We start from the raw sequence: 15,977 nt of genomic DNA on the forward strand, positions 1-15,977 counted from the left end.
CTCACGTTATATTTTTATCAAAAACAAATACCGAAACAGCAATATCTTCTTCTACTTTCATATCTGAAAATAAGTTCACTAATTTCGCTCCAACAAGTTCCTCCAAATGTTCACGAGAATTCGCAGCGTAAACTTCTTGAATCATTTTCGTTCTAGCCATATGAACCATTTCCGCGCCATCCATCGTACTTGAAATGAATTTCTCAGTAGGTGTTAAGTTCCCATACAGTGTTGCAATCGCCATATTTTCAGCAAATACAGTATGAATTCGTTCTGGTCCTTTTCCGAATAGTTCCTTTCGGAGTTTTCGTATCATATCATTAAATTCATGTACCTTTTTCGTCATAAAATCATACCTCCTAAGAGCCTCATTTTACTTTATTATATATTTTACCAAAATGATCTTTTCGCCCAAACTATTTCGTACAAATATTTGGACGAAAAGGTTAACTTCATGAAGTTTATTCGTCTTTTAATCCTTTACCCATACCTTTTAGGAAATGAAGACCAAACCCGATAGCACGGTTAATATCTGGATCTTTTAATACTTTCATAAGATCGAATATCCCCACTTTTTTATTACTTTCTAGATGCTCATTACCTTCTTCCAGTCCTACTAATAAACTACCTATAAGTTTTTTCGTAAGTTCTGGGTCAAGTTCTGTTAAAGCACCTGCAGCACCCATCATATTATTAATTAAATTTGTAACAGGTTTACGAGTTACTTGACCGAGAACGATCTTTGCGATTGGTTCTTTCGCTTTCAGCATAGAATTTGCTGCTTCTAGCATGCCAATATCATTCAATTCCCCGACAATATGAAACATTTGATTTAAAGCTTCTTCATTATTAGCTAGAAGCTCCTTTAAATCATCTAACTTTTGCTGTTTTATTTCTTCCTCAGTTAATTCATGTTTTTGAATCGTTTTAATAGGTGCAGCCATATTTTTTCTCCTCCCTACTTATCCGTTAAATGTACATACCCTGGACGTGCCCACTTACGATCTACCTCAATACCAGCTTGAGGATGACGTTTTTTATTACGCGGGTTCGCTTTTGGCACCGGATTTTCGCCATTAACTTCTAACACTTCCATGCGCACTTTCGTCTGTTTATAAGCAGGTGTATTCGTGCGTACGTCAACAGCAGGGCCTGTTAAGAAATTAATTGCCGATTCATTATCTGTAGAGTTCATCGGTAAATATAACTCATTCGCTTTTACACGATCCGTTACAAGTGCCCGTAATTTTAGTGCTCCAAAAGGAGAAACAAGGCGCACTAATGAACCTGTTTTCACGCCACGTTCTTTTGCAAGTTCTGGAGAAACTTCAACAAAAACGCCAGGTACTTTCGTTTGAATACCTGTTGATTTATTTGTCATATTTCCTTCATGGAAATGTTCTAACATACGACCGTTGTTAATGTAAAGGTCGAACTCCGCTGGGAATTCAGCTGGACGTACCCAGTCAGCAATCGCAAAACGCGCTTTTTTATCTGGGAAATTAAATCCATCTTGGAAAAGTAGCGGTGTATTCGTTCCATCAAAACTTCCCCAATGGAAACTATTCCATCCTTCAAGTACTTCATAGTTTGCTTGTGAGAATAGCGGTGATAGGCTTGCCATTTCAGCAAAAATTTCACTTGGGTGACTATAATTCCAGTTTGCACCTAATTTATTCGCAATCTCCTGCACGATCCACCAGTCTGGCTTCGCATCGCCAAGCGTAGGAAGAACTTGATACAATCTTTGCACACGTCTCTCTGTATTTGTGAAAGTACCTTCTTTCTCAAGAGATGGTGCTGCCGGTAATACAACATCTGCGTATTGAGCAGTTTTAGAAAGGAAAACATCTTGTACAACGAAGAAATCAAGGCTTGATAACACTTCATGTACATGATTTGCATTCGAGTCTACAAGAGCCATATCCTCTCCGACAAGATACATAGCTTTCATCTTTCCTTCTTCAATTGCGTGAAGCATTTCAATATTATTAAGACCTGGTTCACTATCAATTTCCACTCCGTAAGCCATTTCAAATTTCGTACGTTCCATATCGTTCGTAACGTGCTGATATCCAGGAAGCCATCCTGGTAAAGTTCCCATATCACAAGCACCTTGTACGTTATTATGACCTCGAAGTGGGTAGGCACCTGCACCTGAACGACGATAATTCCCTGTTGCAAGCAGTAAGTTTGAAATTGCAGCGGAAGTATCAGAACCACCTGTATTTTGCGTTATCCCCATACCCCAAAGGATACATGTACCATCTGCATCACGAATCATTTCAGCCATTTGGATAAGTGTTTCTGTTGAAATACCTGTTACTTCTTCTGCATATTCAAGTGTATATTCTTTTAAGCTCTCTTTAAAATCTTCAAAGAAGTTTACATTTTCATTAATAAACTCCTGATCATGCCAACCTTGATCAATCATATATTTCGCAACAGCCATTAACCATACTTGGTCTGTTCCTTGTTTTGGACTAATAAAGACATCTGATCGCTCTGCCATTTCTGTTTTACGAAGATCCGCTACAATTAACTTTTGTCCGTGTAATTTATGTGCCCGTTTAATACGTGTAGCTAAAACAGGATGACCTTCTGTCGGATTACATCCTACAATAATAACAAGACCAGATTGCGCAATATCTTTAATCGTTCCTGCATCACCGCCCATACCAATTGTACGGAATAAACCATCCGTTGCTGGTGATTGGCAATAACGTGAGCAATTATCAATATTATTCGTTCTAAATACTTGCCGAGCTAATTTTTGAATGACATAATTGTCTTCATTCGTAATTTTAGAGGAAGAGATAAATCCGATAGAACCTTTGCCGTACTCTTCTTTAATAGCGCCTAATTTATTTGCAACTACATTCAGTGCTTCTTCCCATGTAGATTCAACAAACGTTCCATTTTTACGAATTAATGGTTTCGTAATTCGTTCTTTAGAATTTACGAAGTCCCAACCAAATTTCCCTTTTACACAAGTTGAAATTGCGTTAACTGGCGCATCTGAAGATGGTTGTACTTTAAGGATTTTACGCCCTTTCGTCCACACTTCAAATGAACAACCGACACCGCAAAATGTACATACTGTTTTCGTTTTCTTCGTACGAGTCTCACGCATGGCCGCTTCCACTTCTGATACCGCAAAAATACCGCTATATCCAGGCTCAACTTCTTTAATTAAATCTACCATCGGTTCAAGAATATCCGGCTTTAATCCCGTCATAAATCCAGCTTCACCAAGCATTGATTTCTCCATTAAAGCATTACAAGGACAAATCGTTACACATTGCCCACAGCTCACGCATGAAGAATCATTGATATCTACGCCATTATCCCAAATAACACGAGGACGCTCGGCTTCCCAGTCGATAGATATCGTTTCATTTACTTGTAAGTTTTGGCACACCTCTACACATTGACCACATGCGATACATTGATTAGGGTCGTAGCGATAAAACGGATGAGTCATATCAACTTCACTTACATCTACTTTTGGTTCGTAAGGATATTTTTGATGTTCAATCTCCATTAATTCTGCAGTATTATGCAGTTTACAGTTCCCATTATTGTTGTCACATACCGTACAATATAATAAATGGTTTTCTAATAATCGATCCATCGCCTCTGTTTGTGCTTCTTTCGCACGACCAGAACCGAGTTCAATGTCCATACCTTCCGTCGCCACTGTCGAACAAGATCTCATCAACTTTCCATCAACTTCTACAATACAAGTGTCACACGTTTGAATAGGGTCTACTTCTGGTACATAACAAATTTGCGGATGTTCAATCCCGTTGTCATTAATGATGCCTAATATCGTTGAACCGGGCTCCGCTGTATACTTTTTTCCGTCAATTGTAATATGAACCATGTTGTCATTCATGGTCTTTCCCCCTTTTTGAGAATAAAAAAACTCCACCACGAAAATATACGCACCACATTTTGGGCACGTTATCATCATGGTGGAGTAGTGTATTAGCACATCTTGCTAAAATACCAATCCATTTATTCATAAATAAAACGATAGATTCATAACAGGTCATATCACGATTCCATCTTTAACACTATTATTATAGCGTTAAAGTTAAAAATATACAATATGTAATTTAAACTACGCATATGTCTGCATGCAACTATCCATAATAACCCATATAAAGTGAAACTTTAATCAGCCTTAACCAATCGGGCTTTTACGGGCAGCCCGTTAATCCGGGATAAAACATAACAAGGAGAAAGTGAACAAATGGGGTCTTTTAACAAATGGATACGCGGTGAAAAATTTTTTTCTGCACAAGAGCAAGCTGATCATACATTACATAAGCCTATTTCTTCTTCTCTTCCACTTAATTTAAAACACTTGTCCAAGTTATTTAGTGGTATTCCAGAATTAATTACACGTACTTTTCCGTTAAAAAACGGCCAAGAGGCTGCTCTTATATATATGGAAGGACTTGTAGATAAAACTGTTATTAATGTAGATATTCTTCGTCCTCTTTTATTTAAAGAGTGGAATGAGGACGATTTTTGGGAATCTTCCGTTTCTATCGGAAATATAAAAAAGGTTCAGAAGTGGACAGACATTGAACAATCCCTTTTACATGGTAAAAGTATTTTATTTATAGATGGGCAACTATCAGCTTTAGAACTAGATACGCAAGCGGCACCAAAAAGAAGCATTGAAGAACCTACAACAGAGACATCAATAAAAAGCTCACATGAAGGATTTAATGAAGTAGCGAGCGAGCAATTTCTAAAGTTTTTTTACTTTACCTAGCAGACATCGCAAACGAAGATGTCATACAAGAAATGACATGCCGCATTGAATCAATAAAAGTGGATGCTATCCTTACTACCGGTGAATTAGAAGGTTTTGTTGAAGATAATTCATACACGCTCTTTCCACAATTATCAATAACCGAACGTCCTGATACGACGGCCCATCACATTTTGAATGGGCGAATCGCTGTTGTTGTAGATCGCTCACCCGGCGTATTAATTGGACCTATGACCTTTTCAGCTTTTTTTCAAACAATAGATGATTACAGCTTCAGGCCAATGATTCCATCTTTTATACGTCTCCTTCGTTTCACAGGATTATTTATTGCAATTTTTGCTCCTGCTCTTTATATTGCTATGATTTCCTTTCATTATGAAGTGATTCCGCTTAAATTATTGTTAACAATCGGCGAGTCTCGTGCTAAAATTCCTTTTCCACCTATATTAGAAGCACTTTTGATGGAATTAGTACTTGAAATGCTCCGTGAAGCTGCGGTTCGGCTTCCGGGTCCCGTTGGAAAAACGATCGGCGTCGTAGGAGGAATTGTAATTGGACAGGCTGCAGTGAAATCGTTATGAAAGCGCACTTCTTCTTCTATTACAAAAGAAGGCTAATACACCAGTTTCTCTTACAATGAAGATCCCTTCTACTCGAGTTGAAAGTAATAGTAATTTAAAAGATACAGAAGGCAACGATTTCGTAACTATAAATGTTCTTAGCATGAATCGTAACATTCGTTCAGGCTATAGCGATAACCGTTTCAAATTTAATATTAAAATGAATTTAAAAATTGCTATATCTGAGATTACATTCAATATGGATTTAGATAAAGATAAAAAGAAATTAACTTCACTTATCGCAAAACAACTAAACAAAGATTTAAACGAATTAATTCACAAAATTCAAAAACAGCAACTGGATCCATTCGGATTTGGTGATTATGCGAGGGCTTTTCAATATAAAGAATGGAAGAAGGTTGAAGACGATTGGCCTAATTCCTTTTCCAAAGCTAGCGCAAAAGTAACACCGACTATCAAAATTTTAGAAAGTGGGGTTATTAAATAAAAAACACGCTATCTGTTCTTATAAGTATAAAGAACAGATAGCGTGTTTTCAATTACATGACAAGTATTATTTCAACTGACTATACTCTATTTCCGTTTCTAACATTACTATGTTTTTTTGCGTATATAAAATATATAAAAACACCGATTATAATCCATGCCACAAAACTAATTAAAGTAAGCTTAGAAAGGTTCAAAGCTAAATATATACAACTTACTATTGAAACGATAGGTAAAAAAGGTACTAGGGGAGCACGGAATGGTCTTTTCATATTAGGATGTGTCCTCCTTAGTACAATGACAGCTATAGATACAAAAACAAATGCTGTTATCGTTCCCATATTCACTAAATTAGCCAATAAGTTCAAATCCACTAATCCCGCTAATAAAGCTGCTAGTATACCTGTAACCCATGTATTAAAAAATGGCGTTTGTAAACGTTTATGAACACTGGAAAGTCTGTTTGGTAACAACCCATCTCGACTCATCGAGTAAGATACACGAACAAATGCAAACATAGCTACTAACAGAACTGTCGTTAGCCCCGCTATTGCCCCCACCGATAACAAGCCAGCAATTCTATCTTCTCCTACAGTGCGCAACGCATATGCAACTGGATCAGCAACATTCAATTCCGTAAACGGAACCATTCCAGTCAACACGAATGAAACTCCTACATATAGAACGGTACAAATGAATAAAGAAACAAGTAGCCCAATCGGTACGTTACGCTGTGGACGCTTCACTTCCTCTGCAGCTGTTGCAACTGCATCAAATCCTAAAAAAGCAAAGAATACAGTGGCTGCTCCTCCTACCACACCGTGAAAACCAAACGGTAGAAATGGTTGCCAATTTTCTGGTTTTACATATTGTGTCCCTACAATAATAAATCCTACAATAACAGCCAGTTTAATAATAACCATTATATTATTAATTCGGGCACTTTCTTTTACACCACGACTTAATAAAAATGTTACAACTAAAATAATCAGAACTGCTGGTAAATCAATAATTCCACCCTTCCCCATGCCAGGTGCTGATGCAAAGATTGTAGGGATGTAAATATTAAACCCTAGTAGCAATGACTGAAAATAAGCTGACCATCCTGCTGCCACCGCAGAAGTTGCTAATAAGTACTCCAACATCACACACCAACCAACTATAAATGCAAAAATCTCACCTAATGTCATATATGTATACGAATATACACTTCCTGAAACTGGGACTGCAGATGCAAATTCAGCATAACAGAAAGCTACACATGCACATACAATGGCCGCTAATATAAATGATAATACAATCGCTGGACCAGCATGTTTCGCCGCTACGATACCAGTTAATACAAAAATCCCTGTACCAATAATCGCTCCAATTCCTAAAAGAGTTAAATCAATCGCTCCTAAAGTTTGATTCAATACTTTTTTCTTTTCTTCATCCATTGTTTTCTTTATTAAAAGACTCATTCATTGAAACCTCTTTTTCAAGTTTATCTCTTACTAATTACAATCTTTATTACTGTTCTGTTTAGAAAATAAAATTATACACAATTTACTCCTTTTCTTTTATAGACTTAGCAATCTTAAAAACAGAAAAATCAATCTTTTTAACTCATAGTAAATTTTAAAAATAATTATTGCGAAAATACATCTCTAAGAATGCTGATTGAATTTATCATACAATTAATTATATTGTCAACAATATAATTAATTAAACAAAGACGGTTAATTATGTATCAAATGTTATTTTTAAACATAATTATTTTCTCGAAAACATTGTTTTTTTCTGTTTTCATGTTCATATTCATTTTCCCTCACTGATTTTTATACAATTTTCATTACATAGAATTCAAATGAAATCATCATACCTTTAATCAAAATACTATCTTTAAATAATAATTCATTTGAAGTTATGCAACCTTTTTAAGCGAATAAAAAAGTGCAGATTTTCATCTGCACTTTTTTTATTCTTTCATTTCAACTTCTGCACTACTATTTTCAAGATTCTCTTTCTGAGCTTCTTCTTCTATCTCAGCTGAAATCATTCCATAATAAAGTTCTGGATACAATCCAAATATTTGATATACACTTCCTAAAAACGGCATCAGAATCCCTCTTTTCTAAAGTTGTATTGCCACTTTTAAGGATTCCCTTTTCATTCATTATACATTCGTTTTTGGCGTTTCTTCTTCATCTTGAACACTTAATAAATTTTGCCACTTTTTATAAGGAGCGCTATTTGGATCCACATACCCTTTCGCATACGAACGATCCCACAATTGTTTAATAAACATTTCTTTCTCTTTCTTCGCAACCATATCTGCACCTGTACCGTAATAGTTTTGGAAGTATAGTTCGATTTCATCAAGGAATAATCTTAATAATTCATCTGACGTTTCTTCTAACGTCGGATCATACTTCGCCTCACGGTCATACATTAAAATCATATCTAAAAGATTGTGAACATGTTCTTTTCTAAGCCATCTTACATCTTGAGCTCCTAATACGAACGGATGTGTATATAAATGTCCACCTTGAATCATTGCCTTTTCTTGCTCTTCTTCAAATCTGGACAAGATGTTTTCATAAATAAACGGATTATGAAGTAATGCTCTGTGTAATTTATAACTTTCACTTGAAATATTTTTCCCCATCGACTGAATTAAGAAGCTACGTCCAACGCCGTTATATTGATACACAAACTGCCCATCAACAGCAACTAAACTAATCCAGCGATACATATACGCATATAGAAGGGCACGATTACATTTATCGTAGTCTAACTTCGTTTGAGTCGCATTCAAGTCGGGCATAAAGGCTGGTAAGTGCCAATACTTATCTAAATGCGGCGTTAAACTAGATTTTTTACTATTTAATTTGTTTACACGGCGATAATATGATTGGAAGTAGTCACCTTTATCATTCATAAAACCGTTCGCAATGTGTCCTGATGATAATTTAGGAAAATCTTGCAATGATAAACCGTAATGTGCCCGGTAACAGATCACTTCAAATGGTGAAAAAGCTTCATGTACTGTATCTTTTTCTTTAAACATTTCTTGAATTAATTCTTCTTGCAGTTCTTTCTTTAAAGTTGGATGTATACCCCAATATTGTAATTCCCTATGGTGAGAAACTTTCGGCACGAATGGACTAGCTAAATGGAACAGATCTTCAATTTTTTCACGAACGTATTCATCACGATCACGCTTCTTATAATCCGCTTCTTTTCGCAATGCCTCTATAATATTAAGTTCTAATTTATCACGATAACGTACTTGTAATTCATCATAACAATAGCTCAATATATGTTCACGGTAAAAATCTTCTACCTTTTTCGATTGAATTTCTTCCGTTTTCGCATCCCGACAATATTCCCCATACAAACTCATATAAATTTCCGCTGATATATCTTTCGGCAATACACCTAAATTTAAATGTTGCTGCATATCTTGCCATATTTTTTCTTGCAACTTCTCTTCCGCTAATACGTATACATTCGTTGGGTTTGTTTTCCCTTCAAACTCCTTACTTCTTTTTTGAATTTCAAACAATAAATTTTCACGTGTTTCATGTAAATTATCAAAAAACCTTTCCCAATATTGAATCATTTTATTAACTGCTTGATATAACGATTGATAAACGAGTTCTAACAGCATTTCTTTTCTGTACTCATTTAGTTTGTGTACATATTGCGTTACGATATCTTCAAATTCTTTTTTAAATAAACGTTGTTGATTATTCACCATTTTTCCAAACCAACCTTGTTGCTGAGCGATTTCAACGCGGCGTACAGCAGTTACCGTTCCATCTATATTACCTACATTAAATTTTTTATCATAATTTTGAATTACATTACGCTTCTGTTCATTATTTTCATGTAGTCGATTCATTTTTTCTACTAACTGCTTTCGAATTTCATATAACATAAAACGCGCTGCTACTGGATGAACAGGGTCTGTTTTCTTTAAAAACCATGTATTTAATTGATAGGACTGTCCTTCAGACCCACTTGGTGAAAAACGGTCTGATTCAATCATGTCATATAAAAGTGTCGTTACATGTTCATGTACACGGCTCGGAATCGCATACGCATATAAACGAACCGCATGATCTACTCTCGCTACTTCTCCTTTCATTTGTTCCATCATTTTTAGTTTCGCAGCTGAAATTTTACACTCGTGCTGCAAACGATTTAATTCCTCATCTTTTTGCACTGTGCGCTGTACATAGCTTTCTACAGCTTCTAAAAACAGTTTAGATTTCGCAACTCCGAGCTTACCGCCCTCTGCTCCTTCACGCGTTTCATTGTACATTTGTCTATAGAAAATATGGGCTTGTTCTGGACGGGTAGCAAGATGTTCTAAATCCTCTAAATAACTTTTGCCACGCTCTGGCTTTTCACGCTGCATACCACGTTTTACATCTTGGTCGTACCTTTGCTTCTTTTCTTGAAAGAGTTGATCCAAATGAAGCCACGATTCGTCTAAACCTTGCACAGCCCATTTTAAAGCACAATATTTTAACACATGTTCATATGGATAAATGAGCTTTGCTGTTCCTGCCCCGCAATATCGTCCTTTCCCGCTTGATTCTGCCAATTGCTGAATTTGATTATCTTCCTGTGCAAAATGACTTGTGGACATCGGACTAAATAACTGTAAATAAATCGTATTTGCCATCTGCTCCATATAATCCGATAAATTGTGTAAATGGTGTCCATGTAAGTTTTCGTAATCGTATAAGAAACAATAATTGTATGGTAAATGATGTTGTTTAATCGTATGATTCGTTCTTCCATCCTCATCTACTTGATCCGGACGGTATTCTAATTCAATCGTTACACCACCGCGTTTTGATAATTCTCCAGTTGAACCGAGCGTAATGGCATGCAATTCTTTTAAAGACGCATAACCATTTGCTTGCACCGTTTCAAATTCTTTCGCACTAACCGTTCTCGTCTTCACTAACACATCAGGCATTAAAAATGCACCGCGTATTAAAATGTTATGATGCTGCAGTTTTTTCCGAAGCATTTCACGTAAATATAATGCAATTTGCAGAAACATCCCCGAACCTGTTCCGCCTGCTAGTGATGTTACAATAATAACTCGCACACCATATTCCGTTTGATCACTTGTAACCGGAAAAATCTTCTCAATTTCTTGCCAAAAGGACGTCAATTTATCTTCTTTCATCGCAGCACGTAACGCTAAACGTGAAATGACGCGTAACTGTCCTGCTCCTTCTGTTAATGGTTTATCAAGTATAGTTGGATCCATTGGGAACCACTCTGGAATCGTTGGATCTCCTGCAATATACTCTCTAGGCGTTTTACTTGAACTCGTTTGTGTCTTAAACTTTCGAATATGATCAAATTTACTCAATGTATTCACATCTGTATCAAATACGTGCATCGCTACCTTTTTTCGGCGCTCTTCAGGCAGTTTTTCATATATTTGATGCGTCACAGTACTACCGATTCCACCTAATCCAATTAATATCGTTGGAACTTGTAATGTCATGTGAACCACCTTCCTATTCTTGCTTGTTTAAAAAGAAAGGGAAAGAAAGCTAAGACTCCCCTCTTATCCCTACCTACTATTCACATTCATATTTGTAAATCTCCTTACCATATCCTCTATCAATTAATAAAAGTTCATTTGGATATAGTGTCTTATGCTCCATTCCTACTTCTTCCTCTGTTATAAACATCCCATCAATAATCATTCCTACTACTTGTGACTCTTTCGCTACAAAGACAGATTTCGAACCTTTCTTCGCTATAAACGTAACGGATTGCACAGTTTTTCTTTCTGCTCGAAATGGGATACCAAAATAATGTTTCCACCATTTATTTCGAAGTAATTCTGGTTCAGATTGATATAACCAATCTTTCGCTACTTCTTGATCCCATTCGTAATACAATAGTGCTTTCCGGTGAAATCTTGGACGAACAATCCATCCTAAAACGATTATGCCTACTACTAGCAGCAATAAAGTGATAGGAATGACAAACTTAAAAATAAGCGCATACTTTTCATAAAACGGCGCACTTTGAATATGGAGTGATATTTGCTTCTTTACTTCTTGTAATTTCGCATCTTGTATAACGATGGTAGCTTCTACGGTGCCAGTATCTGTGAAATTGAATGTGTCGGAGTAATAAGGACGAGGATAAACGTAAATTTGATTACCACGTTGTTTTATTTCATAGTTGATTGATTGTTTAGATGTGACACCAGTAGATTTTAATAGTTTCTTTACAGCCCCTTCTGTCATCGGCTTACCATCTAACTTTGGTTGTAAAATAAACGGTTTACTATTCTCTAAATTCGTTACTTTTTCTTCATAATCTTTCGTAACAGTTTGAAGTGATAATTTTGGCTTTTCTGTTGTTTCAATTTTGAATTCTTTCGTCTGTCTGTAAAATCCCTTTATATTCATATGAACTTTTCCACGTACTAACCCTTTACCAATCTTCGTTTCGTAATAAAACACATGCCTCTTATCGTTCCACTTCATCGGATATTGTTTTCCGTCTATTTCTACTTCTGCTTGAAAGTAAGAAGACTGAATTGGTAACTCAGTAGGCTTTGCTTCAATAACAGCAGTAACACCTTCGTACATTTGTTCAACATTTTTTTGACTATTATCATCTTTGTCATAAGTAGAAACCGTATAGTTAAGCGCTGGTTCAACAAGTACTTGCAATCCTTCTTTCTCAATATCCCGATCCACTTCTATCGTATATGTTCCCGGTTTAATGACTTCCTGATTTTCCGTGCTTATATGAACTATATTTCCGAATAATTTCGCTTCTCCGGGTGCATGTATTGAAAAAGAAGACTGTAACTGTAATGGTTTCGAAATTTGTGTGACCTGATAATTAGACAGCGAAGGCGATTGTCGTACAAGTGTCATACGCTTTAATGGGAACGGCGTTGTAATCTCTACTTTCTTTCCTACTACTTTCGTTTTTACAATCGATTCAACGGAGGAGAATGGATCACGATTCGCAACTAATGCTGCCACTTGATTTACACTTTTTACAATGCCATCCTCTCCGCTTGACGGCATTGTAACTCCGTTTATCTCTTTCTTCCATATTTCTTTAAACGTATTTAATTGTTCTTTTTCTTGCTGCCCTAAATCCTCTTCCATCGTAATTAAGATAGGATGTAAAGATATCTTTTTTACATCCATTTCTTTCTTAAAGTCTGTTAGTTTCTTTGTAATTTGTTCTTTTCCGCCAACTTTATCTTTTTCTAGATCATTAAATGCCCCGTCAGTTAATACAATAAGCCAAAATTCACGTTTTCCATCTATATCTGCTTCCTTTTTTATAGATTGCATCGCCGTCTCTACTGCGCTAAAAGGAGTATTTAAATACGTTTTCCACGCTCCAATTCCTTCAATTTCTGTTTGCCTTTTATCCTTCGTTAACGAAATGTTTAACGGATTATTCGGCTTGCTCATTGGAACATAAGAAAATGTATCTTTTTCATCTAATAGCGCAACTAAACTTTGCAAAGCGTAATTGGCATATTTCCAGCGATCGTTATTTCTCATGCTGCCCGAATCATCATATACAAGTGAAACGACCCTTTCCTTTGCCTCCTCTCCTTTTGCAAAAGTCCAATAAGGATGTAACCATATAAATAGAAACAACATGAATGTGGCACAAATTCGAATTTTCATGATGAGGCTTCGCCACCTTTGTAGACAAATTCCTATGTTTAAATTTATGAGAGGAAACAAGATATATGACTTGTATTTTAGGACAACTAACCCACCATAACTTTATTATGTAAACATATATATACACTTGGTAATATTCTTTATAGCATTTTCTATCCAATTATATAGGCAAAAAATCCTGTCTAAGCTTCATACTTAAAACAGACTTTTCCTACTTTTCATATTAAAAACACACAACAAAAAGTTTGATTTTTTAATTAGCACATTACTTCAATTGTAAATCCACCAGGCGCTTCAACATAAAACGTATACGCATGTGCATGTTTAGGAGGTTCAACCAAAAATCCATCTTCCTTCAATCTTTGATTCATTTTATTTATTAGTTCCTCATTTTCTTGCGGAAATCCTACATGAAATGTTTTAGGATACTGAACTTCTTTCCCTTTCATTAAATTTAGTATAAACCCATCCTTATCACGCATAACTGCAAAGCCATTTCCCCTCGTTCCACTTCAAATTAATCCAAAATATTTTTCTAAAAATTCTCTAGTAGCTACTACATCTGTAACCGTTAAATTAAGATGCTTAATTTTCTAATACTTTATCATATAAAGTAAAACTTTGATCAGTGGGCGTTTACGGACAGTCTGGCTCCCCCTAACTTTTTTTGCTCCAGCCAAATTTTTTGGTAGGAGTTTTACTGCCCAAAAATAGCGGGATAAATAAAAAACACGCCTTTCACAGCGTGTTTCATTGCTTCACATATACTTCAACAATTGGATTATCTTTGTTATCTGCATGTAAGCGTATATTCGCTTCACTCGTATTATAAATGCTGGCTAATAGCATAATCGTTAACAAATTAGGAGTCTTAGTATCACTTCCGTATTTTCTTTCAAGCGCTTCTTTATATTCAAACTCTAAATCCCCCTGTATATATGTATACACTTCAAATCCATCTTCTAAATTGCAAACTACTGTATCAATAATATCCGCTCCTACTTGTTTCTTCATTTCATCTCGCAATGCTTCTATAAATTCTTCCCACGGTACTTCGTATGTTTGAAACTGATCTGTAGATTTCATTGCCTTTCCCTCCTTACTATATCCTTTCTCTATATTTCCCCTTTCATATAACAATTATGATAGGTAGGTCATTCGTACAAGCCGCACTTGTCCCCCTTACATATCGTATTACTGTAATGGGGAAGGAGGACAGAACATGCATAGACAAAGATGTTATGATACGTGCCGACGTTATTTCGGTAAAGTTGTTCGAATTGAAGATCGTGATGGTCGCATTCATTTAGGCAAAATAATCGATGTGACAAATGAATCTGTATGGATCGAACCAATGCAACAGCGCTCATCTTTTGATACAGGATTCGGATACTATGACGCATATACAAACGGTGGTTGTGATCTTTGCGGCGGCATTAGCAGGTGTGATAGTTGCGGATTTGGTTGCGGTGGTGGATTCAGTAGCTGTGGATGTGGCGGTCGTGGTTGCGGTAATTGTGGTGGCGGCGGCTGGGGTGGCGGTTGTGGCTGGGGCGTTGAACTTGGATTTGGTTTCATCTTCGGAATTACTTTAGCTGCATTATTTTTCATTTAACATAGTAAAGAGTTGACTACCTTTAGCCAACTCTTTTTCTCTACTTTTCACATATAAATATACGGTGTCCTAAAACATGTTGGTACATACGTCGTACGTTTTCATGTTGTACCCACGCCTCATATAACTCATTCGGAATAAATGTTGATAGATTCCATTCCGGCTCTTCTATATAGCTAGATATCGTTTCTGCAATTGTACCACCGCCAGCAATTGTAATTCTTTTGAAATTTGCTTTCTGAAATAGTTGTACCCACTCATTCTCAGTTAATAATTCTTTCATGCCATATAATTGGGCAATTTTTTCTTCCTCACTCTTCCCAATATGTGTATTAATAATCATTTCAATGACAACAAGCTTACCATCCTTCTGTAATACACGATAGCACTCTGATATAACCCTTTCTTTATCTGTAAAAGCGAGTATCGATTCCCCAAGCACAAACTCAAATGAATCATTTAAACAAGGTAATTGCTCTGCATCACCTTGAATCAATTGTACATTCAATCTTTCAAACAACCATCTATCTTTCGCTTTTTGAATCATAATTTCATTCTTTTCAATCGCTGTTACTTTATAACCGAATTCTTTTGTCATGTAAGCCGCTGTTTTCCCCGTACCACAGCCTATCTCAAGGACATCCGCTCCTTGTCTAAGAGGCAGTTGTGCTAGCAATTGTTTTGTTAACGTAAAACCACCAGGATGAGCACTTCCTATTCCGTAATAAGCTAAGAAATCGATGTAAGTATTTCGTTCCATGGGATTCTCCCTTTTTTATTTTATATATTCAAGGAAGAATGAAAAGTGC

General features: G+C 36.1%; 10 protein-coding genes and 3 pseudogenes. 3 read left to right on the top strand and 10 right to left on the bottom strand.

Going from position 1 to position 15,977, the window contains the following annotated elements; translation table 11 throughout:
• Position 1: 1 nt before the first annotated feature.
• From JDS95_RS01905 to fdhF, 3 genes are all read right to left on the bottom strand, one after another.
• Positions 2 to 346: a Na-translocating system protein MpsC family protein gene (locus JDS95_RS01905; protein WP_000163331.1), complete on the bottom strand. Its 345-nt coding sequence runs from the start codon at positions 344 to 346 to the stop codon at positions 2 to 4.
• Between the two features lie 115 nt (positions 347 to 461).
• Positions 462 to 944 carry a helical membrane plugin domain-containing protein gene (locus tag JDS95_RS01910; protein ID WP_085450452.1) on the bottom strand — a complete coding sequence of 161 codons (483 nt, stop codon included), beginning with the start codon at positions 942 to 944 and terminating at the stop codon, positions 462 to 464.
• 14 nt (positions 945 to 958) lie between these two features.
• Complete coding sequence (gene fdhF, locus JDS95_RS01915; protein WP_000999392.1) at positions 959 to 3,898, bottom strand: formate dehydrogenase subunit alpha; 2,940 nt, start codon at positions 3,896 to 3,898, stop codon at positions 959 to 961.
• A gap of 360 nt (positions 3,899 to 4,258) precedes the next feature.
• On the opposite strand from fdhF, the pseudogene JDS95_RS01920 reads away from it, so the two are divergent.
• Together JDS95_RS01920 and JDS95_RS01925 are read left to right on the top strand one after the other, a co-directional pair.
• Positions 4,259 to 5,364, top strand: a pseudogene (locus JDS95_RS01920) (spore germination protein); the annotation flags it as partial.
• A pseudogene (locus tag JDS95_RS01925) lies at positions 5,360 to 5,857 on the top strand (Ger(x)C family spore germination C-terminal domain-containing protein); the annotation flags it as partial. The pseudogenes JDS95_RS01920 and JDS95_RS01925, both read left to right, overlap by 5 nt.
• A gap of 79 nt (positions 5,858 to 5,936) precedes the next feature.
• Here the strand turns inward: JDS95_RS01925 and JDS95_RS01930 are convergent.
• The 6 genes and pseudogenes from JDS95_RS01930 to JDS95_RS01955 form a co-directional block, all read right to left on the bottom strand.
• Positions 5,937 to 7,319: an APC family permease gene (locus JDS95_RS01930; protein WP_199690190.1), complete on the bottom strand. Its 1,383-nt coding sequence runs from the start codon at positions 7,317 to 7,319 to the stop codon at positions 5,937 to 5,939.
• A gap of 497 nt (positions 7,320 to 7,816) precedes the next feature.
• Complete coding sequence (locus tag JDS95_RS01935; protein ID WP_001116189.1) at positions 7,817 to 7,957, bottom strand: hypothetical protein; 141 nt, start codon at positions 7,955 to 7,957, stop codon at positions 7,817 to 7,819.
• Positions 7,958 to 8,014: 57 nt separating this feature from the next.
• The gene (locus JDS95_RS01940; protein WP_000175115.1) at positions 8,015 to 11,377 is read right to left on the bottom strand and encodes a tubulin-like doman-containing protein; all 3,363 of its coding nucleotides are present in this window, start codon (positions 11,375 to 11,377) and stop codon (positions 8,015 to 8,017) included.
• 76 nt (positions 11,378 to 11,453) lie between these two features.
• Positions 11,454 to 13,553, bottom strand: coding sequence for a vWA domain-containing protein (locus tag JDS95_RS01945; protein ID WP_000702105.1), 2,100 nt, complete (start codon positions 13,551 to 13,553; stop codon positions 11,454 to 11,456).
• A gap of 257 nt (positions 13,554 to 13,810) precedes the next feature.
• Positions 13,811 to 14,143: pseudogene (locus tag JDS95_RS01950) on the bottom strand (VOC family protein).
• Positions 14,144 to 14,303: 160 nt separating this feature from the next.
• Positions 14,304 to 14,639 (bottom strand): hypothetical protein, encoded by a 336-nt coding sequence (locus tag JDS95_RS01955; protein ID WP_199690191.1) that lies wholly within the window; start codon positions 14,637 to 14,639, stop codon positions 14,304 to 14,306.
• 136 nt (positions 14,640 to 14,775) lie between these two features.
• Between JDS95_RS01955 and JDS95_RS01960 the strand changes: the two genes are divergently transcribed.
• A complete protein-coding gene (locus tag JDS95_RS01960; protein WP_000555013.1) occupies positions 14,776 to 15,168 on the top strand; it encodes a hypothetical protein in 393 nt (130 codons plus the stop codon).
• Between the two features lie 40 nt (positions 15,169 to 15,208).
• On the opposite strand, the gene JDS95_RS01965 is transcribed toward JDS95_RS01960, so the two are convergent.
• Positions 15,209 to 15,928: a class I SAM-dependent methyltransferase gene (locus tag JDS95_RS01965; RefSeq protein WP_199690193.1), complete on the bottom strand. Its 720-nt coding sequence runs from the start codon at positions 15,926 to 15,928 to the stop codon at positions 15,209 to 15,211.
• Positions 15,929 to 15,977: the final 49 nt, after the last annotated feature.

It is taken from the genome of Bacillus cereus group sp. N24 (assembly GCF_016483345.1).
Lineage (GTDB): Bacteria > Bacillota > Bacilli > Bacillales > Bacillaceae_G > Bacillus_A > Bacillus_A toyonensis.